This window comes from Paenibacillus sp. GD4 (genome assembly GCF_030846225.1).
Classification (GTDB): Bacteria; Bacillota; Bacilli; order Paenibacillales; family NBRC-103111; genus Paenibacillus_G; species Paenibacillus_G silviterrae.
In genome coordinates this window covers 1,632,989-1,653,413 of the sequence record NZ_JAVCYK010000001.1, presented here as the reverse complement: position 1 = coordinate 1,653,413, position 20,425 = coordinate 1,632,989, and the positions used below count along the sequence as shown (strand labels likewise).

Genomic DNA, 20,425 nt, shown 5'->3' with positions numbered 1-20,425 from the left:
AATGACAAAGCAAAGTAATGCAAGCCATCCCCGCGTGATCGGCTTCGCTACACAGGGGGCCGGAGGCGATGACGAGCAACGGCTGCGGTCGCTGCTGTCGCAGATCCCGGACGCCGAGCTGTACGCCTTCGATAAGGGAAGCAAGCTGAGCAACACCCGGAGGCTGATCCGGCTTATGCTGGAGGAGCGTCCGGATTTGGTCGTCATGGAAGGCACGGGCATCGCCGGAGGGCTGGCTCTGCTCATAGGCAGCCTATTATCCAAGGTGCCCTATGTGGTGAGCAGCGGCGATGCCGTCGGACCGTTCGTGGCGGGCCAATATCCAATACTTGGTCCGCTGTTCACGATGTATGAGCGGCTGCTGTACCGCAGGGCCCTTGGCTTCATCGGGTGGACGCCTTATTTGGCCGGGAGGGCGCTGACCTATGGCACGCCGTTCAGCATGACGGCGGCCGGCTGGGCACCGTTCGCCTTCACGGAGGAAGAGCGTCAGGCCGCGAGAAGCCGTATCCGCAGCCGATACGGCATACCGGAGCATCACATTGTCGTCGGCATCGTCGGCTCACTTAGCTGGAACCGCCGTGTAGGCTACTGCTACGGCTTCGAGCTGGTGAAGGCGATGCGGCAGCTCCAGCGCCAGGACGTCACCGTGCTGATCGTCGGCGACGGCAGCGGACGGTCAAGACTGCAGGAGCTGGCTGCAGGCCATCCCGGCATCATCCTGACGGGACGTGTTCCGCGGGAGCAGGTGGCCGCTTACTTATCGGCGATGGATCTGGCCAGCCTGCCGCAAAGCGTCGATCAGGTCGGCAGCTTCCGCTATACAACGAAGGTCAGCGAGTACTGGGCGGCGCAGCTGCCTATCGTGACCGGCAAAATCCCCATGGCCTACGACTTGGGTCAGGATTGGATGATCCGTCTGAACGGGGCGAGGCCTTGGGAGGACACCTATATCCACGATATGAGGGGGCTGCTGGAGCAGCTGACGGATGAGCACATACAGGCATGGAAAGCCCGGGTACCCGCATATGTATCGGTATTCGATCAAGAACGGCAGATACGAAATGTTACCGAATTTGTATACGATATTCTAGAGGAAGCCCAAAGCACGTCAAGTAAACAAGAGGGACGGCGAGAGGTATGGACAGCAGCAACGCGCAAGGCGGCAAGCGAATCGAATGGATAGACACGGCGAAGGGGATCGGCATCGTGCTGGTCGTCCTTGCCCATACGTCGCTTGATTTTACATGGATCGGCAGCTTTATTAATTCGTTTCATATGCCGCTGTTTTTTTTCCTTTCAGGCTATTTGTTCTCGATGGATAAGTATGCAGGCTTCCCGGATTTCCTGAGCCGCAAGGCTCGAACGCTGCTGCTGCCCTATTTCGTTTTTGCTTGTTTGTCCTACGGCTATTTTCTCGCCAGATATCACTTCGGCAGCGCCGAGTATTATCAGGATTTGAATATCGTCCAGCAGCTGGTTGGGATCGTTTATTCGGCGGGAACGAGAGAGTGGATGGATTTCAACCTGCCGCTTTGGTTTCTCACGTGCTTGTTCGTGGTAGAGGTGCTCTTTTATACGATGAAAAAGGCATTCCGCTCCCCCGCCGCCTTGGCGTTCGTTCTGTTGATCTGCTCCGCTGCCGGATATGCCGACGGCCTGTGGAACCCGGTAAAGCTTCCCTGGGGCGCGGATGTGGCTCTGACGGCCATCGTTTTTTTCGGGATGGGCCATTTGCTCAAGAATGGATATAGCAAGCTGTTAACGATGTCCTTGACGATACGAATCGTATCAACAGTACTATTTCTTCTAATCAACCTTCTCATTATCGATCAACGCATGAACCTGAATATGAAGGTTCACGGACACTATTTCGACTTCTATCTCGGAGCGCTCGCGGGTCTCACGGGCTGCTTGCTGCTCTCCAGCATGCTCCGGTCGGGGCTGCTGCGTTACTTTGGAAATAACGCCTTATTATTAATGGCTTTACATATGCCGCTGCTCAATATTTCCACCAAGCTGCTGTCGCGTCTTCCTTTCAGCGCTTCAGGCTATAAGCTTGAGCTGCTGCGAGTGCTGCTTACTCTTGTCCTGGCTTCTCCTGTCATGTATGGAATAAACCGCTTCTTTCCGTTTCTGCTCGGAAGAAGGCTGCGGCATCCTTTCCCTTGGAAGCATGCTGCCGGATGGTTTGTACGTGCAACGCATAAATAAATCCTGACAAACAAAGGAGACATCGTATGAAAACGATTCTAGTCACCGGCGCAGGGGGATACATCGGATCCACTTTGGTGCCGAAGCTGCTGCTCAAAGGCTATCGGGTGCTCGCGGTCGACCGGTATTTCTTCGGGACGGATAAGCTGGAGGCGCATGAGCATCTTACTTTGATTAAAGAGGACACGCGCAGGCTCGGCACGCAGTATTTTGAAGGTGTGGACGCGGTGATCGATCTGGTGGCGATATCGAACGATCCGAGCGGAGACCTGTTCCCGGTAGCGACTTACGAAATCAATCACATGTCGCGCTTGAATACGGCCCAAACCGCCAAGAGGATGGGGGTCAAGCGATATATTCTTCCCTCCTCCTGCAGCATTTACGGCTTTGTCGAAGGGGATCGCGTCGTCGATGAACGCTCCGGTACGAATCCGCTGACCACCTATGCCAGGGCGAACGAACGGGCGGAGCAGGATATTCTTCCGCTCGCGGATGATGATTTCACCGTCGTCGTGCTTCGGCAATCGACGGTGTACGGCTATTCCCCCCGCATGCGGTTCGATCTTGCTATTAACTCGATGACCATGGGGGCTTGGGAGGACGGCGTCATCCCGCTGAACCGGTCGGGAGAGCAGTGGCGCCCGTTCGTGCATGTGCAGGATACGGCGGAGGTGATGTGCCTGATGCTGGAGGCCGAGCAGGAGCGGATCAACGGCCACATTTTCAACGTGGGCTCGAACGGGAGCAATTACCAGCTGGGACCGCTGGCCGAAGAGATTGCTGCGGCTCTTCCGGTTCAAGTGCGGATCGAATGGTACGGGGATCCGGACCACCGCTCCTACCGGGTCAATTTCGATAAAATCGAACGTACGCTGGGCTGGAAGGCACAACGTACCGTGGCGGACGGGGCAAGGGAGATTTACGATGCCTTGTTCTCGGGACGCATCAGCAAGCGCGAGCAGACAATCACGCTGAAATGGTACCAAGAGCTGACGAAGTGGCACAAGATTGTAAAGGAATGCGAAATGTACGGCGGAATTGTCGAGATCTAGCTAATGGCGGCGGCACTAGGAGAACTATAAAACAATGAAGGTTGGGATAGCGGTATGTGCGGAATCGTAGGAGGCATCAATTACAGCCTGGAGACCTTGTACAAGGGCTTGCAGCTTATGGAGCATCGCGGACCGGACGATTACGGTCTGGAGGAGGTGGCGCCCGGTCTTGTTCTCGGTCATCGGCGGCTTGCGATCGTCGATCTCAGCCGCAACGGCAGACAGCCGATGCAGACGGAGGACGGCCTTGTTTCCATTACCTTCAATGGAGAGATTTACAATTATCCGGAGCTGAAAAAGGAGCTGGCCCCGCGATACCCGTTCCGCTCTACGACCGATACGGAGGTGCTCTTGTACGGCTATGTCGAGTGGGGGATGGAGGGGCTGCTGGAGCGGGCTCAGGGCATGTTTGCCTTCGCGTTATACGATCAACGGAAGGAAACGCTGTATCTGGCCCGGGACCGCTTCGGCAAGAAGCCGTTGTTCTATACCCATGAGGGCGGCAGGCTGCTGTTCTCCTCCACGCTTCCAAGCTTGCTCGGCTGTAACGGCCGGGTACCGGAGATCAACCCCCTCGCGTTGGACGATTATTTGACGTACATGTGCGTGCCGGGGGAGAAGACGATATTCCAAGGCGTGCACAAGCTGCCCCCGGCCAGCTTCCTTACTTACCGGAGGGGCAGCTGCAGCATCCGTCCCTACTGGAACTTGTCCTTTGCGAGCAAGGTGAAGATGTCGGAGGAGGAGGTGCTGGACGAACTGGACCGCCTGGTCCGCTCGGCCGTCCGGCGCCGCATGATCAGCGATGTGCCTCTTGGCGCCTTCCTTAGCGGCGGTGTGGACTCCAGCCTCGTTGTAGGCGTGATGGCAACGCTGTCGGATAAGCCGGTGAAGACCATTACGATGGGCTTCGACGAGGCGCAATTCGACGAACGGGCCGAGGCGCGCCTGGTCAGCGAGCGGTGGGGCACGGCGCATCATGAAGAGGTCATCCGGCCGCAAACGTCCGCGATTTTGCCGGAGCTGATCTACCATGCCGGCGAGCCGCTGGGCGACTCCTCGATGCTGCCGACCTATTACGTCGCCAAGCTGGCACGCAAGCATCTGACCGTCGTTCTGAACGGCGACGGGGGCGACGAGCTGTTCGCCGGCTACGCCCGCCCGATGGTGGAGCGGCTCGCATCGCCATACCGCAGCCTCGTGCCTGCTCCGATCCGCAGGCAGCTGCATGCCTTGCTGGAGGGCGGCGGCAAGCCGAGATTACGGTCGCTTAGCGCAATGAAGCAGGTCATCCGGGCCGGAGCCCGGTCCGCGCGGGATTCGTTTATCTTTGACCGGGCTTTGCGATCCAGCCGCAGCGAGCTGTACACCGCCGAATACCGCAGCCAGCTGGCCGGGTACCATCCCGACCAGGTGTACCAGGCGGTCTGGGATCGTGCCGAGGCCAAGGACAACGTCGACCAGGCGATGTATGGCGACCTGATGACTTACTTGCCTGATGAGCTGCTCGTCAAGATGGATACGATGACGATGGCGCACTCGCTGGAAGCGAGGTCACCGCTGCTGGATACGGAGCTTGCAGAGTTTTCCGCGCGGATCCCGTCGCCGCTTAAGACGAAACATTTTCAAACGAAGTATTTGCTCAAGAAGCTCTCGGAGCGGTATGTGCCCAAGGAGGTGCTGTACCGGCCGAAAAAGGGCTTCAATATGCCGATGTCGGCGTGGCTTCGCGGCGAGCTGAACGGTCTCGTGCGCGAGACGCTGTTATCGGAGAAGCTGAATGCCAGAGGCTACTTCAACCGCGCGGTTATCCGGAGATGGCTTGAAGAGCATGAGCAGGGCAAGGCGGATCACGGCCAGAAGCTGTGGTCCCTTTTTATTCTGGAGCTGTGGTTCCTGATGTTTGTAGACGGCAAGCTGAAGCGATCGGATGCGCTGGTCTCGGCGAGTCCGGTGACGGTGTAATCCAAGCGGGATGCGGGAGTGAAGCAGACAATGAAAATTTTAGCGACCGGTATGGAATGGTTCGAGCATATCCCCGGCGGATTGAATCAATATTATGCCGATTATTTGAAGGCCATGGCCGCTTACGGTCATGAGGTGGAGGGGCTGCTGACAGGAGAAGGCCAAGCGCTGCCTCCTGCGCCGGCTTACATCAGGGATGTGATGCACGGCGATGCCAAGCTGACGACCTTAAACCGGATCCGATCGTTTTACCGGGCGGGGAAGGAGAGGGCCGCCGCGTTCCGGCCGCAGGTGTTCAATCCGCATTTTGCCCTGTATGCTTCGCTTCTGTCCCGTTCGGCCATCCCAAGCCATATCCCTATCGTGACCCACTTCCACGGTCCTTGGGCGCATGAGTCGATGGTGGAGGATATGGGCGGAGCCAAGCTGCCGAATCTCCTTCGGTTTGCTGTGAAAAAGAGCATCGAGCAAAATGTCTACCGGCGCTCGGACGCGTTTATCGTGCTGAGCGTTTACTTTCGGGACGTACTGTCCCGCGAGTTCGGCATTGACGAAAGCAGGATCCATGTGATCCCGGGAGCGGCGGATATCCATCGGTTCAGGCCGGCTGAGGACCGTGAGGGTGTTAGGCGGCGGCTCGGGCTCGCGCCGAATGCCCGTGTGCTGTTCAGCGCAAGAAGGCTGGTGCGTAGGATGGGCATCGATCAACTCATTCGAGCGATGCGTCAAGTGTGCGCAGCCGTACCGGACACCGTGCTTCTTGTAGCCGGGGCAGGACCGCTGGAGGAGGAGCTGAAGGCGTTGATCGCGGAGCAGAGCTTGCAGGGCAGCGTCCGCATGCTGGGCCGCGTCTCGAACGAGGAGCTGGTGGACTGGTACCAGGCGGCTGATCTCAGCATCGTCCCGACCCTTACGCTGGAGGGCTTCGGCTTGGTCACCACCGAAGCGTTAGCTTGCGGTACCCCCGTGCTGGGTACGCCCTACGGCGGAACCAAGGAAATTCTGGAGGGCCTGTCCGAGCAGCTGTTGTTTGCGGACCACTCGCCGGAGGCGATGGCCCAGAAGCTGGTGTCCGTTCTGACGGGGGAGTGCCCGATTCCGTCGCGGGAGGCATGCCGCGATTATGTGCTGCAGCACTATACCTGGCCCCGTATTGCGGCTTGCGTAACGGAAGTGCTCGAGCAAGCTATTCAATTGCGAAAGGAGCATGCAGGCTATGAAGGTAGCGTTCTATAACCATACCAGCACCGTTAGCGGAGCGGAGATCAGCCTTCTGCTTACCGCGCGGAACATGATGAAGGCGGAGCCGGTCATCTTCGCCCCGGAGGGGGAGCTGCTTCAGCGGGCTCGTGAATCGGGCGTGCAGGCCGTGGCGATCCCAAGCTACCGGGCAAGGCTGTCGAAGAATCCGTTTAAGCTCCTCCTCCACATGCTGGGAATGCTGTGGGCAGGCTTACAGCTGGCCGTCATCCTGCGCAAGCATAAGGTTGAGCTGATCCATGCCAATTCCTTACGGGCCGGCATTATGGCGGCGCTGTTCGTCTGGCTGCACCGGTGTCCGCTCGTCTGGCACGTTCGGGATATTCCGCCGTCAGGGTTGATCGGTAAGGCGATCAACCGGTTGGCGAGTCTTACCGTAACGGCGATCATCGGCATCTCCCAGCCGGTGCTGAACGGCTTCGACCGAAGCCGGCTTCACGGCCGGATGTTCCTCGTCCACAACGGTGTGGAGCTGCAGGAGCTCACCGAAATGGAGCGCCGACGCAACCGCAGGCAGCTGCGTGAAGAGTTCCAAACACCGATGAAGAGCAAGGTGATGATCATCGTTGGGCAGATTACCCCTTGGAAGCGCCAATCCGATGCGGTGCTTGCCGCCAAACAGCTGCTTGAGCAGGGGCAGGACGTGTATTTGTGGGTTGTCGGCGAAGCGAAGTTCCGCAAAGAAAATACGGACTATTATCTTGGCTTGCGCAGGCTGGCGGCAGACCTCGGCATCGAGGAGCGCGTCCGCTTTACCGGCTTTCGACAGGATGTAACGGAGATCTGCTGTGCGGCGGATCTCCTTTTATTATGCTCGGATAACGAGCCGTTCGGCCGGGTGATTATTGAGGCGATGGCCCAATCCGTGCCGGTTGTCGCTACCGATGCCGGGGGCGTTCCGGAGATTATCGACCATGAGTATTGCGGCCTGCTCTACGAGGTGGGCGATATCGACGGGCTGGCGCGATGCGCCGGCCAGCTGCTGCAAAGCCATGAGCTTCGGCAGCGCTTGGGGGGTCTTGCCAAGGAGCGGGCGAAGGAACGGTTTACGATTCAGAGCACAGTGGCCAAGGTGGAGAGCGTCTATCAAGCGATCACCGCACCGGCCGGCCGATACCCACTGCCGCTGGAGCGCAAAGGAAAGGAGATTTCCTGATGAAGCAGCCGCTAAAGGTGGCCATCGTGCATGATTACCTCAACCAGATGGGAGGAGCGGAGCGCGTTGTGGGGGTGCTGCACCGGATGTTTCCCGAAGCGCCGATCTACACCACGATTGCCGATCGCCGGAAGCTGCTTCCGGAGCTGCAGGGGGCGGACATCCGCACGACCTGGATGCAGAGCATCCCCGGCATACTGCGGCGATTCAAGCACTTCTTCTGGCTGTACCCGTTCGGTGTCCGCTCCATGGATCTGAGAGGCTATGACCTTGTGATCAGCTCCAGCAGCGCTTATGCCAAAGGGATTACCGTGAAGGGGGATACGCGGCATATTTGCTACTGCCACACACCGATGCGGTTCGCCTGGGATTTCGCCACATACATGGAAGGCAATGAAGCATCGCCCGTGCTCAAGGCGGCGGCCCGCCTGCTGATCAAGCCGCTGCGCTGGTGGGATCGCGCCACCTCCGCCCGGGTTCATCAGCTTGTGGCTAACTCGACGATTGTGCAGGAGCGCATTCAGCAGCATTACGGCCGAAGCGCGCCGGTCATTTATCCTCCCGTCAACGTCTCGCGCTTCGAGGTGTCCAAGGAGCCTCCGGGCGATTATCTTCTTGTCGTCTCCCGGCTTGTCTCATATAAGCGGATCGATCTCGCAGTGGAGGCCTGCACCCGTATGGGCAAGCGGCTGATCGTCATCGGAGACGGGCCCGACCGGGACCGATTGAAGAGGCTTGCGGGTCCGACGGTACAGTTTCTCGGACGCCTGCCGGACGGGGAGGTGGTGCGCTACATGCAGCATTGCGAGGCGTTCTTGTTCCCGGGGCTGGAGGATTTCGGCATCACGCCGCTGGAGATCAACGCCTGCGGCCGCCCGGTGGTGGCTTACCGGGGAGGAGGGGCACTGGACACGGTCATCCCTCAGGTTAACGGCCTCTTTTTCTCAGAGCAAACGGTAGAGTCGCTGGAGCATGCGCTGCGAAGCCTCACGCATTACGCTTGGGATTCCGCGCAAATCCGCAAGCATGCGGAGCAGTTCAGCGAGGAGGTTTTCATCCGGAACCTCGCCTCCTTGATCGAGGGGCAGCTAAGCTCGCGCAATCCGGCGGCACGCCCCGCGGTTCCTGCGCTGGCACATAAGAAAAAAGGAGCGGTGTTATGAAGCTGGTACTGTTATCCGGAGGCTCAGGCAAGCGGCTGTGGCCCTTGTCCAATGATATGCGATCCAAGCAGTTTCTGAAGGTGTTACGGGGGAAGCACGGCCGGCTGGAGTCCATGGTGCAGCGTGTGTGGGGGCAGCTGAGCGATGCGGGGCTCGCCCGGGACGCTTATATTGCTACCGGCAGGGGGCAGGCTGACATGCTGCAGAGTCAAATCGGCAGTGAGGTGCCTGTCATCATCGAGCCGGATCGGCGCGATACGTTTCCGGCCATTGCACTCGCTGCCACCTATCTATACTCCATGGAGGGCGTGAGCTTAAACGAGGTCATTACCATTTTGCCGGTAGATCCCTATGTGGAGGACTCCTTTTTCGAAAAAATGAAGGATTTGGAGCAAATCATCCGGGATACCGGGGCGGAAGTAGCGTTGATGGGAGTAAGGCCGACCTGTCCGTCGGAGAAATACGGCTATATCGTACCGGAGGAAGGAGCTGTTCGGGATGCGGCTTGGAAACGGGTGAGCCATTTTGCCGAGAAGCCTTGCGAGGAGAAGGCGGAGGAGCTGATCGGGCAGCAGGCGTTATGGAACTGCGGCGTATTCGCCTTCAAGCTGGATTATCTCATCAATCTGCTGATAGCCAAAGGATTGCCGATTCAGTACGAGGCCATGGCCAAGGTGTATGACAGCCTGCCGTCGATCAGCTTCGACTATGAGGTGCTGGAAAAGGCGAAGCGGCTTGTCGTCACTTCGTATGAGGGCTGCTGGAAGGATCTCGGCACCTGGAATACCTTGACGGAAGAGGTGCAGGTGGACGTGATCGGCAAAGGGACCATCAGCCCCGATTCACATGGGACGCATGTCATTAATGAGCTCGACATTCCCGTAGCGGTGCTCGGCGTGTCGAACGTCATCGTTTCCGTTAGCCCTGACGGGATTCTGGTGTCCGATAAGCATGCGAGTCCGAGAGTGAAGGAGCTGATCAAGAACCTCGATCAGCGTCCGATGTACGAGGAGCGCCGCTGGGGCTCCTACCGGGTGCTGGACTACAAGCGTTTTCCTGACGGTCAGGAGGTGCTGACCAAGCGTATCGTCATCTCGGCAGGACGGAATTTGAGCTACCAGCTGCATGAGAAGCGAAGCGAGGTGTGGACCGTCATTTCCGGGTATGGGCAGGTTGTCCTGAACGAGCGAATTCATCCGGTTCGAGCGGGCGACGTGCTCAAGATCCCCGTAGGCACAAGACACAGCATTCGGGCTACGGAAGACCTGGAGATCATTGAGGTGCAGTCCGGAAGCGAGCTGACGGAGGAGGACATTGTCCGGCTCAGCAGCTCATGGGATGAAATCATCCTGATGCTGCCTTAGATCGGAGCGGAAGCTCGGAATAGGAGATGAGCCAGATTGAAGCGATGAAGTACCCGATCAAATGGGGGATCCGTTATGGAGACCGTACCTACTTGGAAGTATACGGAAAAAAGAGGGCTTATGACCTTCTATACAGTCTAAGCAGCTGCGTGAACGGACTTACGGTCGTGCCTCTGCATCCGAAGAAAAAATGGAACAAATACAGCAGGAAGTGAGACTCGCATGAGAAAAATACGCTATGCTTTACCGCTGCTTTGCTGGGTGCTTTTGCTTGCTGTGTTATCCTCTCAATCGTATCATAAACAAACGATTATTCCTTATCTTAAGGGAAAAGTGACGAAGCAGGAGCTTAGCGCGAAGGTACCCGATCTTCGCTTCCGCTACGGAAGGGATATGATTCTGGCCAAGCAGTCGCCCTATGAGTTCGTAGAATTCGTCTTTCGCAAGGCGGCCCATCTGTTCGTCTATGCCATGCTGGGAGGCTTAGGGTACATCGCGCTGCTTCCCTATCGGCTGCCCAAGGGACTGCGATTTCTGCTCGCCTTCCTGCTTGTGGCGTTTCCGGCCTTCCTGGATGAGCTGAACCAGACTCACAGCACCATGCGTAAAGGGACGCTGCAGGATGTTGGTCTGGACTGCGTAGGAGGACTCATCGGGCTGTTGTTATGTAAGTCGGCGGCTGTGTTTTGGCAGAGAACAAAAAGCAAGGCCGTCTCCTCCTAGGGGACGACCGGACGCTTTTGGGAAGCAGTAAATAATATTTAATAAGAATCGACACATTCAACTGAAACTTTTTCCATTCGACATACACAAAACTACAACGAGGAACCGCGAGAACGGTTATAATGTGATTTATTCTTACATATATAAAGGAAGATTGCCGTTGACCTTATTGCTTCTTCTTGCGCTGCTACTTGCCTCTCTCGTCGTCTATTGCTTGTTCATCCTCCCGACACAATGGCTGAAGATCGAGCGTGTCCGACATCCGTTGAACCTGCAATTGACCATTCTGCAGATCAGCGACCTGCATGTGGAAATGCTCAGAGTTTCGCCTGAACGCCTGCTGAAGCTCATTCACAAGGAAACACCCGACCTGATTGTTCTTACCGGCGATTTTACCCGCAAGGAACGTTACCTCCCGCGAGTAGAGCAGTTCTTGACACGGCTCAAAGCATGCGGAATTCCCATGTATGCCGTACTCGGCAACCATGATTATAAAATGAACGATGTTCGTATGCTGCTTCGGCTGCTTGCCCGGCTGGACATTCGCGTGCTGCGGAACGAATCGCTTCAGATGGATGGCTTCCAGCTGGTGGGCATCGACGATTACGGCAGCGGCCACAGTCGTTTACCGGCTGCATTTCGCAAGGTAAAGCCGAATGTGCCCGCCATCATCCTGACCCATGATCCGAACGTAGTTTGCGAGCTGAGAAAGCCGTACAGCTATTTGATGTCAGGTCATTTGCATGGCAAGCAGTTTAACCTGCCCTTTTTCTTTGCAATCAAACGGAAAGGAGCTCTGCCTTCGAAAGGAATTTACAAGGGGCTTCACCAGGGGAACTTCGGGACCTTTTATATTTCGAAGGGAATCGGTCAGGCGGGATTGAATTGCAGATTCATGGTAAGAAGTGAAGTAACACTTCATTATCTTTAAGAAGAATTTATTTTAACTTAGCTGTATTCGACAAAACGAACGGGAATAACTGACAGTCTTTTCCACCATCTTTATATATAATACATACGGAATGAGTAAGTATTCGCCAGAGTAAAGGATGGAGAGTGCTAAATGATGGAAGTTTCAAAAAAGACGATCGATATTCGCAATATATTGACAGGTCTTAACATCAGCATGGAGAAGCTTCTTGAATCGGATGTACTGGATCAACACAGGATCGAGAATCGGATGGCTTACTCTTCCGCAGAATTGCCCCCTCCGTACGAATCCGAGACCTCCTCTGCCGTACCCTCCTGACGAATTCGGTAACGTTCCGTTCCCCGCACAGGCGGTTTACTTCGAATTCAAAGAACGCTCCGCACGAATGAAAGCGATGAAACGTTTGGTTTCTTCCGGCGTCAGGACGTATCCGTCAATCTTCAAGTTCAATTTCTCCATGATCGCCTCGTCGGAAAGCTCCAAATCGTTGACAAAGCCGAGCACATCCTTATCCAAACTGCTTCCTGTTTCGTCGCTGCGCCCCATTAAATAATCAATCGATACTCCAAAAAAATCGGCGATTTTCCGAATCGTATCATAGTCCGGCTCTCTGCGATTATTCTCGTAATGAGATAAGGCAGCACGAGTAATTCCAACTTTGCTCGCCAGTTCCTCTTGTGTCAGCTTTCTGTCATCCCGCAGGCTCGCGATGCGATGTCCGTATTTCATCTGATCCAAATCCTCCCGTGTTAGCTGACTAGTAATGGAAATATTATACCTTATGAAAGTCCTACACGTAAAACAACTCAATGATACAGTTCGTATAATATTAATTGTTTTGTGGGGTAGTTAACCGAATTTTCACTTGATATAGTAACAATATGTATAATTTATATGGTTAAAAATGTAAGATATGTTAGTTCATATAGGTCCTACATCCCAAATCTAGAGGCATCCGGTAGGCTCTCTTTCATTAATTACCCTCTATTTCTTACTGCGAAACAATATATTTTTGATACAAAAAGTATCTTAATCTTAGGTATATTTTCGTGTCGTTACGGTTACTTTTCGCGCTATCCTTCCTTGCGTTATACTGGAATGAGTGTTCATTCTTAGGAATTGCGGAGGGGAAACGATTGGATACCGTTACACATACGTTATTCGGCTTAACCTTATATGGAGCTGTCGATAAAAGCCGAATGTCCAGGAAGGAAAAGCAATCCTTGCTCTTCACGGCGCTTGCGGGCTCGCAAATTCCCGATATTGACGTGATCTCCGCTTGGTGGGATACGGCAGGGAGATATCAAATGTGGCACCGCGGATTAACCCATTCCGTGTTTCTGGTGCCGGTGTGGGCTGCGCTACTGTCCGGCTTGTCCCATCTCTTCTGGAGAACGGGGATGCGGCGTTGGTTTTTGTTCACGATGCTGGCTGTATTTATTCACGATTCCAGCGATCTGTTCAATGCCTGGGGAACAGGCTATTTCGAGCCGTTGTCAAACATGAGAATTACCTTTGGAACGATTCCTATAGTCGATTTGGTATTCTGGGCGCTGATGCTGGGCGGATTACTTGTCGTTCGCTTCGGACGCGGACGTATGAAATCTCATCAGGTATATCGCGCTGTATGGGGGCTCATGCTGCTGCACGTTGTGCTGCAGTCGGTTCAAGGCTCTGTGCTCTATGAGCAGGCCAAGGGCCAGTATGAGCAGGTCGCGCTGTCTGCCGATTTTGTTCCGGGCGTGTTCACGGTGGTAGGGAAGAGCGGGGAGCAGGTGGTCCTGTCGAAGGGGTCGGTCTGGAGCAAGCCGCAGCCTGTAGTCGAGCTGAGGTCTGCAGAGAACGCGGAGCTGGGGCCGCTATTTGCGCAGAATCCTAAGGCGGCTACACTTCTCGAGTGGTCCCCGTTTGTAGTCATCGTAGATGACGAGCAGCGGCTCGGTCTGTACGATCCGCGATTTTACCGTAACGGAGAGTCGTTCTTGTTCGAATATATAGGGAAGAAATAATGAGTGAAAAGCCGGATAGCCGAAAACCAACAATTTCAGCATAGCTTCAGCTTCTCTTCAGCGTATTTTCAGGCAAGCCGCTTACTATTGTAGGGGGAATTTCCTACAGATGGGAGTGGTAGTGTTGAAACGCCTGATGCTGATCACGCTGGTGACCATCTTTTGTATGTGTACCGCACTGCAGCCCAGTAGGGCTGCGGCTGAGCCGCCGCAATGGACGCAGCATCGAATAATCGCCCATGCCATGGGCGGGATTAGCGGAGCTGAATATACGAATTCCTATGAAGCCTTTGTGGTCAATTACGAGAAGGGACATAGGGTATTTGAAGTCGATCTGATTTTGACGGGGGACGGAAAGCTGGCCGCCAGACACGACTGGCTTCCCTATACGGCCGATCTTTTGAAGCAAAGTCTGCCGGAAGACCGAATCGGAGAATCGCTTAATCTAAGGGAATTCAAAAGCGCCCAAATTTTGGAGAAGTATAAACCGCTGTCGTTTCGGGATGTAGCCAAATTAATGCAGCAGTACCCGGATGTATATATTGTTACCGATACGAAGGAAACGGACGTTGAGCTGGTCCGCAAGCAATTTGAATATATCAGGCAGATTGCGAATGAAGTGGAGCCATCCATTTTGGAGCGGTTGATCCCGGAGATTTATACTCCCCAGATGTATGATGCCGTGATGGAAATTTATTCTTTTCCGAACCTGCTGTACTCGCTCTATTTAAGTGATGAGCCGGTAGCGCAGACGGTACAATTCGTAACCGATCATCAGATTCGGACAGTAGCCATGCCTGTGGAGCGAGTCTCCCTCATTCCAGAGCTGGTCTCCGCTCTGCACAAGGCCGGAGTGAAAATATACACTCACACCGTAAACACCCAGGAAGAGATTCAAACGCTAAGCGAGAAGGGTGTTTACGGCGTGTACACGGACTTCTTGCCGAACCGAAGCCGGTATTTTACGGGGGCCGTCCAAGCGTTGTCGTCCATAGAATCGGAGACATCCGAGTTTACGGATTTCTGGAAGGATAGCCGGATGTTTATCATGGTATTTTTCATGATGCTGGCATTCTTCATGTACCGCAACCGGCAGATGGAAAGGCTCCACTGAAACGCGAACACAGCATAAATCGTATATATCCTTAATGAATTCATGTTGTGGGGTGAGCTATGGCGGCGATAGGAGTTTTGCTTGTTCTAATCGGGCTGCTCATGATGATCAAACCGTCAGTCCTGTGGGCTGTTACGGAAAGCTGGAAGTCCGGTGATGCCACGGAGCCTTCTGTTTTGTATTTGTGGTCTACCCGACTGGGTGGGGCGTTAATGACCGTAGCTGGCGCAGCGGCAGTCGCTGCCGGGCTCTTGGAATAAGGAGGAGCTGCGTGAATTGGATAGCCAAACAGCCCTACTATAAGGTGGAGAGGAAAGTGGAGGGCTCCGAGCAAACCACGGTCACCGATCATCGTGAAATGGTTCTATATCCCGATAAGCTCGTAACCCGGAACCGGGCTTTTCCGGTTGCGGAAGTGTTCGACGCCTCCTACCGGCACATGGGTGGAACGGACGGGATGTTATATTTATACACGAGCCAAGGCGTATTCTCCTATACGTTGAAGGATCGTCCGGACGCCTTCATTGCTGCATTCAAACAATTAAAAACGCAATGGTAAGGTACGATGGCAGCCCTAGGGCTGCTTTTTTCTGCTGGCCTGCTTGCAATAGCGCGAACGGTCGAAACAGGGTAAAATGAAAGGGAGTCTGGGTTAGGGGCTGCAGATTGCAGCCGTACTGCCAATTCACATTATTATGAAGCAGCATGGGGGATCGAATGAAGCATTTATCTGAAGCGCGAAAAGAGCAGCTGGAGTATACCGGCATTACGGACGAAGATTTATCACTTTTGCAAAAGCAAGAACCGGTATTCCAAGCGGTGGTTGACAAGCTGGTGGACGAGCTGTATGACCGAATCATGAAGAAGCCGCAGCTCAGGCAAATCATAGAAAAGCACAGCACAGTAGATCGGCTGAAGGAAACCCAGCGGTGGTACTTTTTATCGCTAACGGCGGGAATCATTGATGAGGAGTTTATTAACAAGCGGATCTTTATCGGGCAAGTCCATTCCCGAATCGGGCTGGACACGCAATGGTACTTAGGGACTTATATGCTGTATTTGGAATTGGCTACGCGATATTTCAAGCAGGCGGCACCGGAGGCATGGCTGCAGATCATTCACTCGCTGACCAAAATGTTCAATCTGGACTCTCAGCTTGTGCTTGAGGCTTATGAAATAGAAGAGAAGAAGAAGATTCAAACCCTGGCCGATGACCAGGCCCGCCTGCTTAAGGGTATCAACGCAGCCGTACAGGATCTTGCTTCGATGATGGTGCAGCTGAGCGGCAGCAGCCAGTCCGTAGCCGATTCCGCCATCCGGACCGCCGAATCGCAGGAAATTGCCAACGGCATGGTACATTCGCTGTCGAAGGAAGTTGATCACATTGAAGAGATGGGTACGCTGATTAAGGAAATTTCGGATCAGACGCACCTTCTTGGCTTAAACGCTGCAATTGAAGCGGCAAGGGCCGGTGAACAGGGCCGCGGCTTTCAGGTGGTCGCCAATGAAGTGCGCAAGCTTGCCGGGGGCTCCAAGGAAGCGCTCTCTCAAATACAAGAGAAGGTTAGCGTGATCTCTAAGCTCCTTAGGGAACTTGAACGCGAATCGGAGAAGACCACGGCGCAATCGCAGACACAGGCAGCCAGTGCGGAGGAGCTTTCTTCTTTCGTTCAAATGATCGAGAAGGTAACTGCCGACCTGGAGCAGCTGCAATAAAGATAAGCCGCCCCCCGAACGTATCGGCAGGGCGGCTTCGGTATGTTACTTGGCTATAATGGTGTAACGTCCGGAGCCCACCTCGAGCTCAACCTGATTGTTGAAGGTGTTTACGCTGAGTACGCCATCGGCTGCAGATGCACTTCGCCCGTTCACAAGAGGAGTTGGGGTTCCGGTAGACGAGAATCGAATGAGGGCGGTAGTGTTGGCAGGGACTTCGAAAGAGTAGGTTATGGAGCCGTCCCCCGCTTTGCTCCATTCGCTGCGAATGACTCCGTATAAGGAATCCAAGGCTGCCCGGGCATACGTTAGTCCGGAGTTCGGGTTCGGCTGAAGCACGATCCTTTTGTAGCCGGGGAGCCTTTCATCCAGCTCAATTCCGCATACGACGCGGTACAGCCAGTCTCCGATCGCCCCATAAGCATAATGATTGTAGGAATTCATGTTGTCGCTCCAGAAAGAACCGTCCTCCTTGATTCCGTCCCAATGCTCCCAGATGGTGGTAGCTCCCTGACGCACCGTATACAGCCAAGACGGATAATCCTCCTGCTGCATCAGCTTGACGGCCAGCTCGTGATATCCGTTTGAAGACAAAACATGGCAGAGATAAGGCGTTCCGACGAAGCCTGTAGTCAGATGCACCTTCTGCTCCTCCACATAGGAGGCCAGTGTTGCCGCCAACCGGGCTTTCGTTTCCCCCTGCACCAGATCGAACATCAGCGCAAGGACGTGGGAGGTCTGGGTATGTCCTGCCAATCGACCGTTCGGCGTAATGAATTCGCGGGCGAATTCCTCGACGATGCGTTCATGAAGCTTGCCGTATTGCTCAGCCTCCTGCTCATGGCCCAGTACGACCGCAGTCTTGGCTACAAGAGAGGTGGAGTAGGCATAGAACGCTGTTGCTATGAGGTCCTTCGGCGTCGCCCCGATATAGCTGTTCTCTTTGGCGTCCAGGCCTAACCAATCCCCGAAGTGGAAGCCTGTGTTCCATAACAGCTCGTTATCCCCCTGGCTTCGAATGTATTCCACCCAGCTCTTCATGCTGTCATACTGCTCTTCAAGAATTCTCCGATCCCCGTAACACAAGTAGATCGTCCACGGACAGATGACCGCTGCGTCCCCCCACGCGGCAGAGGAATGGGAGGTTTCTCCCAGTACGTTAGGGATGACGAAGGGAACTCCGCCGTCCGGCCTTTGGTCGGCCATCAGATCCTTAAGCCACTTGGTGAAGAAAGGGGCGACTCCATAGTTGAAGGCAGCCGTTCGGATAAACACTTGGGCGTCTCCGGTCCAGCCAAGACGCTCGTCACGCTGAGGGCAATCGGTAGGGACATCGAGGAAGTTGCCCCGCTGGCCCCAGACAATGTTGCTTTGCAGCTTGTTGATCAGCTCATTTGAGCATTCGAAGAAGCCTGCGGGCTCCATATCCGTATGGATGACGCTGCCTACGAACCGCTCCGGATCGATCGGCTCGGGGAAGCCCTCCAGCTTGACATACCGGAAGCCTTGGAAGGAAAAGGTGGGCTCGTAGGTTTCCTCTACGCCTCCCTTACACACATAAGTTACGGTTTGCTTCGCGCTGCGCAGATTGCCCGTATAGAAATTACCTTCCTTGTCTAAGACCTCGGCGTGTTGGAGGGTAACCTTTGCTCCTGCAGGAGCCTCAACGGTAAAACGCATGCGTCCGACCATGTTCTGGCCCATATCCAGTACGGTCTCGCCGCTAGGAGTGCGAAGCACCGCAACAGGCTTCAGCTGTCCGGTAACCCGAATCCGCTCGCTTTGCTCTCCGACCAGCAGATCCTTCGGATGAGATACCGAAGCCACGGACGCCCAACGCGTCTCATCGAAGCCGGGCAAGCTCCAGCCGGGATGCTCCAGCCTAGCATCGTATGATTCGCCGTGGTACAGCTCCGACATCAGAATCGGTCCCGCAGCCGCACGCCAGGAGGCATCGCTTACGAGCATTTCCTGCGATCCGTCCTCGTACCAGACCTGCAGCTGGAGCAGCAGCGCACGTGTGTCCCCGAAGAGCTCCGACTTTCCCTGCCAGCCCAAATTCCCCTTATACCAGCCGTTAGCCAATGTTGCTCCGATGGCATTCGTTTCCTTCAGCTGATCTGTGACGTCATAAGCCTGCACCTGAAGCCGATGGCGATAGCTGGTCCAGCCCGGGGTGAAAAGGCTATCGCCGACCTTGGCTCCGTTCAGCTGCAGCTCGTAGAGGCCAAGGCTCGTGGCGAACAAGGCTGCGCGGCGAATGCCCGGCTGTAAGGCAAATTCCTTGCGCAGCAGGAAGGCCGCTTCGGATTTCGGATCGAGAACCGCCGGGTCCGGCGTAATCCATTCTGCTTGCCAATCCTCCGGTGTTAACAGCCCCATCTCCCAGTGGGCGACTTCGCTCCAGTCTGTGGAATGATGCGAGCGGTCCCATACCTGTACCCGATAGTAATATCTTGTCATGGCTTCAAGCGGTTCTCCCGCATATTCCACATGAACGCTTTGGTCTGAAGCGACGACGCCGCTGTCCCATACGAGGGACGACGGAGCGAAGCCGGCATCCTCCTTTGACACCTGAATGCGATAAGCTCCTTGCAGCACATGGAAAAGGTCGGATGAGAGCTTCCAACTAAAGCGCGGCGCTTTTACCGTCACCCCTAACGGGTTTTGCAGATACTCGCAGCGAAGGCCGGCAACATGTAAGGTACTCATGGTTTCATTCCTCCCGGTATGATGGATATTCGTAAGATTACCTTCATTGTAAGCGGTTTGAAGCATTCGAAGAGGGGGTGAAACGGACATTCCTATAGGTCGCTATGGACAATAATAGGGGAAATGCACTACGATAAGGAAAAGATCCATGCTGGCAGGAGGCGGTGAGGTTGGGGATTAAGCGCAAGGTGGAGGAGCTTCAGGGGACGTCTTTATTCTCGCCGGGGGTTTCGTTGTACGTAAACCGCGCACTGGAAACGTTCCAGCTGACGGAGCACCGGCATGACTTCATCGAGCTGACCTACGTCAGTGAAGGCTCGGGAACCCACTATATCGGCGGTGAAGTGATCCCGGTCACGCAGGGGGATGTATTTTTTATCCCGGTTGGTGTGTCCCACGTATTTCGTCCGTCTACGCCGGAGCGGGATAAGAAGCTGGTTGTCTATAACTGTGTTTTCCCGCCGGAATATGTGAAGCAGCTGCAGTCGATGTTCCCGGATGCGGAGAGACTGCTGGCTGTCTATGCGGAGCCGTCTTCCTCGTGGCGGCAGGCTCGCGACCCCGGCGAGTTTCACGGCTGGTTCAAGGAGCTGTACCGGGAATATGCAGCCATGCTCCCCGGCGGCAAGGCGGTGCTGACATCCATTGTACTTCGCATCTTGATCGGATTTCATCGGCTTCAGCATTCAGCGGAGGGACCGGCGGCTTCCTCTGGCTGGTACCCTTTGGATCAGGCTATAGCTTACATTGACGCGAATTATGCGGGGGATGTGACATTGAAGGAGCTTGCGTCCCAGATGAAGCTGAGCGAGCGGCAATTCAGCCGCTTATTTCAGAAGCAGACCGGTATGAACTATTCCACGTATTTGCAAAATGTCCGCATGGACGCAGCCTGCCGCTTGCTCCGGTCGTCCGACCGCAGCATCCGGGATATTGCGTCCGCCGTAGGCTATGCGGATTTGAAGTTTTTTCACAGGCTGTTCAAGCGGAAAACAGGGGTAACGCCGACAAGTTACCGCAAGAAATGAAACAAAGGACCTGACTGC

General features: G+C 55.0%; 20 protein-coding genes. 18 read left to right on the top strand and 2 right to left on the bottom strand.

Annotation, left to right across the window (positions count from 1 at the left end; translation table 11 throughout):
* Position 1 precedes the first annotated feature (1 nt).
* The 12 genes from RAC89_RS07790 to RAC89_RS07735 all read left to right on the top strand — a co-directional run bounded on the left by RAC89_RS07790 (position 2) and on the right by RAC89_RS07735 (position 12,146).
* Positions 2-1,186 carry a glycosyltransferase gene (locus tag RAC89_RS07790; RefSeq protein ID WP_306612834.1) on the top strand — a complete coding sequence of 395 codons (1,185 nt, stop codon included), beginning with the start codon at positions 2-4 and terminating at the stop codon, positions 1,184-1,186.
* Positions 1,141-2,214: an acyltransferase family protein gene (locus RAC89_RS07785; RefSeq protein WP_306612832.1), complete on the top strand. Its 1,074-nt coding sequence runs from the start codon at positions 1,141-1,143 to the stop codon at positions 2,212-2,214. Before RAC89_RS07790 ends, RAC89_RS07785 begins: the two co-directional genes overlap by 46 nt.
* A 26-nt stretch (positions 2,215-2,240) precedes the next feature.
* Positions 2,241-3,266: an NAD-dependent epimerase/dehydratase family protein gene (locus RAC89_RS07780; protein WP_306612831.1), complete on the top strand. Its 1,026-nt coding sequence runs from the start codon at positions 2,241-2,243 to the stop codon at positions 3,264-3,266.
* Between the two features lie 54 nt (positions 3,267-3,320).
* Positions 3,321-5,231 carry an asparagine synthase (glutamine-hydrolyzing) gene (gene asnB, locus RAC89_RS07775; protein ID WP_306612830.1) on the top strand — a complete coding sequence of 637 codons (1,911 nt, stop codon included), beginning with the start codon at positions 3,321-3,323 and terminating at the stop codon, positions 5,229-5,231.
* 30 nt (positions 5,232-5,261) lie between these two features.
* Positions 5,262-6,467 carry a glycosyltransferase family 4 protein gene (locus RAC89_RS07770; protein WP_306612829.1) on the top strand — a complete coding sequence of 402 codons (1,206 nt, stop codon included), beginning with the start codon at positions 5,262-5,264 and terminating at the stop codon, positions 6,465-6,467.
* On the top strand, positions 6,448-7,647 hold the full coding sequence (locus RAC89_RS07765) for a glycosyltransferase family 4 protein (protein WP_306612827.1): 1,200 nt from the start codon (positions 6,448-6,450) through the stop codon (positions 7,645-7,647). Before RAC89_RS07770 ends, RAC89_RS07765 begins: the two co-directional genes overlap by 20 nt.
* On the top strand, positions 7,647-8,810 hold the full coding sequence (locus tag RAC89_RS07760) for a glycosyltransferase (RefSeq protein WP_306612825.1): 1,164 nt from the start codon (positions 7,647-7,649) through the stop codon (positions 8,808-8,810). The genes RAC89_RS07765 and RAC89_RS07760 overlap by 1 nt, the downstream gene beginning before the upstream one ends.
* Positions 8,807-10,174, top strand: a complete 1,368-nt coding sequence (locus tag RAC89_RS07755; RefSeq protein WP_306612823.1) for a sugar phosphate nucleotidyltransferase — start codon at positions 8,807-8,809, stop codon at positions 10,172-10,174. Before RAC89_RS07760 ends, RAC89_RS07755 begins: the two co-directional genes overlap by 4 nt.
* A gap of 26 nt (positions 10,175-10,200) precedes the next feature.
* The gene (locus RAC89_RS07750; RefSeq protein ID WP_284641717.1) at positions 10,201-10,389 is read left to right on the top strand and encodes a hypothetical protein; all 189 of its coding nucleotides are present in this window, start codon (positions 10,201-10,203) and stop codon (positions 10,387-10,389) included.
* Between the two features lie 7 nt (positions 10,390-10,396).
* Positions 10,397-10,897 carry a VanZ family protein gene (locus tag RAC89_RS07745; protein ID WP_306612820.1) on the top strand — a complete coding sequence of 167 codons (501 nt, stop codon included), beginning with the start codon at positions 10,397-10,399 and terminating at the stop codon, positions 10,895-10,897.
* A 160-nt stretch (positions 10,898-11,057) separates the two neighbouring features.
* A complete protein-coding gene (locus RAC89_RS07740; RefSeq protein ID WP_306612818.1) occupies positions 11,058-11,828 on the top strand; it encodes a metallophosphoesterase in 771 nt (256 codons plus the stop codon).
* A 132-nt stretch (positions 11,829-11,960) separates the two neighbouring features.
* Positions 11,961-12,146, top strand: coding sequence for a hypothetical protein (locus RAC89_RS07735; RefSeq protein WP_306612816.1), 186 nt, complete (start codon positions 11,961-11,963; stop codon positions 12,144-12,146).
* A 36-nt stretch (positions 12,147-12,182) separates the two neighbouring features.
* Here RAC89_RS07735 and RAC89_RS07730 read toward each other — a convergent pair whose 3' ends face one another.
* Positions 12,183-12,557, bottom strand: a complete 375-nt coding sequence (locus tag RAC89_RS07730; protein WP_284641709.1) for a helix-turn-helix domain-containing protein — start codon at positions 12,555-12,557, stop codon at positions 12,183-12,185.
* Positions 12,558-12,964: 407 nt separating this feature from the next.
* Here RAC89_RS07730 and RAC89_RS07725 point away from each other — a divergent pair, with 407 nt between their 5' ends.
* The 5 genes from RAC89_RS07725 (at position 12,965) to RAC89_RS07705 (ending at position 16,667) form a co-directional block, all read left to right on the top strand.
* Positions 12,965-13,837, top strand: coding sequence for a metal-dependent hydrolase (locus RAC89_RS07725; RefSeq protein WP_306612813.1), 873 nt, complete (start codon positions 12,965-12,967; stop codon positions 13,835-13,837).
* A 109-nt stretch (positions 13,838-13,946) separates the two neighbouring features.
* On the top strand, positions 13,947-14,951 hold the full coding sequence (locus RAC89_RS07720; protein ID WP_306612812.1) for a phosphatidylinositol-specific phospholipase C/glycerophosphodiester phosphodiesterase family protein: 1,005 nt from the start codon (positions 13,947-13,949) through the stop codon (positions 14,949-14,951).
* 59 nt (positions 14,952-15,010) lie between these two features.
* Positions 15,011-15,211, top strand: a complete 201-nt coding sequence (locus tag RAC89_RS07715) for a DUF6199 family natural product biosynthesis protein (RefSeq protein WP_306612810.1) — start codon at positions 15,011-15,013, stop codon at positions 15,209-15,211.
* Between the two features lie 11 nt (positions 15,212-15,222).
* Positions 15,223-15,510: a hypothetical protein gene (locus RAC89_RS07710; RefSeq protein WP_284641701.1), complete on the top strand. Its 288-nt coding sequence runs from the start codon at positions 15,223-15,225 to the stop codon at positions 15,508-15,510.
* A gap of 158 nt (positions 15,511-15,668) precedes the next feature.
* On the top strand, positions 15,669-16,667 hold the full coding sequence (locus RAC89_RS07705) for a globin-coupled sensor protein (RefSeq protein ID WP_306612807.1): 999 nt from the start codon (positions 15,669-15,671) through the stop codon (positions 16,665-16,667).
* A 45-nt stretch (positions 16,668-16,712) separates the two neighbouring features.
* Here RAC89_RS07705 and RAC89_RS07700 read toward each other — a convergent pair whose 3' ends face one another.
* A complete protein-coding gene (locus RAC89_RS07700) occupies positions 16,713-19,379 on the bottom strand; it encodes an alpha-L-rhamnosidase (protein WP_306612806.1) in 2,667 nt (888 codons plus the stop codon).
* A gap of 170 nt (positions 19,380-19,549) precedes the next feature.
* On the opposite strand from RAC89_RS07700, the gene RAC89_RS07695 reads away from it, so the two are divergent.
* A complete protein-coding gene (locus RAC89_RS07695; protein ID WP_306612804.1) occupies positions 19,550-20,407 on the top strand; it encodes an AraC family transcriptional regulator in 858 nt (285 codons plus the stop codon).
* Positions 20,408-20,425 lie beyond the last annotated feature (18 nt).

Excerpts from the sequence above, each read along its gene's own strand:
- RAC89_RS07790 (WP_306612834.1), top strand. The coding sequence starts at position 2 with ATGACAAAGCAAAGTAATGCAAGCCATCCCCGCGTGATCGGCTTCGCT.
- RAC89_RS07785 (WP_306612832.1), top strand. The coding sequence starts at position 1,141 with ATGGACAGCAGCAACGCGCAAGGCGGCAAGCGAATCGAATGGATAGAC.
- RAC89_RS07780 (WP_306612831.1), top strand. The coding sequence starts at position 2,241 with ATGAAAACGATTCTAGTCACCGGCGCAGGGGGATACATCGGATCCACT.
- asnB (WP_306612830.1), top strand. The coding sequence starts at position 3,321 with ATGTGCGGAATCGTAGGAGGCATCAATTACAGCCTGGAGACCTTGTAC.
- RAC89_RS07770 (WP_306612829.1), top strand. The coding sequence starts at position 5,262 with ATGAAAATTTTAGCGACCGGTATGGAATGGTTCGAGCATATCCCCGGC.
- RAC89_RS07765 (WP_306612827.1), top strand. The coding sequence starts at position 6,448 with ATGAAGGTAGCGTTCTATAACCATACCAGCACCGTTAGCGGAGCGGAG.
- RAC89_RS07760 (WP_306612825.1), top strand. The coding sequence starts at position 7,647 with ATGAAGCAGCCGCTAAAGGTGGCCATCGTGCATGATTACCTCAACCAG.
- RAC89_RS07755 (WP_306612823.1), top strand. The coding sequence starts at position 8,807 with ATGAAGCTGGTACTGTTATCCGGAGGCTCAGGCAAGCGGCTGTGGCCC.
- RAC89_RS07750 (WP_284641717.1), top strand. The coding sequence starts at position 10,201 with ATGAGCCAGATTGAAGCGATGAAGTACCCGATCAAATGGGGGATCCGT.
- RAC89_RS07745 (WP_306612820.1), top strand. The coding sequence starts at position 10,397 with ATGAGAAAAATACGCTATGCTTTACCGCTGCTTTGCTGGGTGCTTTTG.
- RAC89_RS07735 (WP_306612816.1), top strand. The coding sequence starts at position 11,961 with ATGATGGAAGTTTCAAAAAAGACGATCGATATTCGCAATATATTGACA.
- RAC89_RS07730 (WP_284641709.1), bottom strand. The coding sequence starts at position 12,557 with ATGAAATACGGACATCGCATCGCGAGCCTGCGGGATGACAGAAAGCTG.
- RAC89_RS07720 (WP_306612812.1), top strand. The coding sequence starts at position 13,947 with ATGGGAGTGGTAGTGTTGAAACGCCTGATGCTGATCACGCTGGTGACC.
- RAC89_RS07715 (WP_306612810.1), top strand. The coding sequence starts at position 15,011 with ATGGCGGCGATAGGAGTTTTGCTTGTTCTAATCGGGCTGCTCATGATG.
- RAC89_RS07705 (WP_306612807.1), top strand. The coding sequence starts at position 15,669 with ATGAAGCATTTATCTGAAGCGCGAAAAGAGCAGCTGGAGTATACCGGC.
- RAC89_RS07700 (WP_306612806.1), bottom strand. The coding sequence starts at position 19,379 with ATGAGTACCTTACATGTTGCCGGCCTTCGCTGCGAGTATCTGCAAAAC.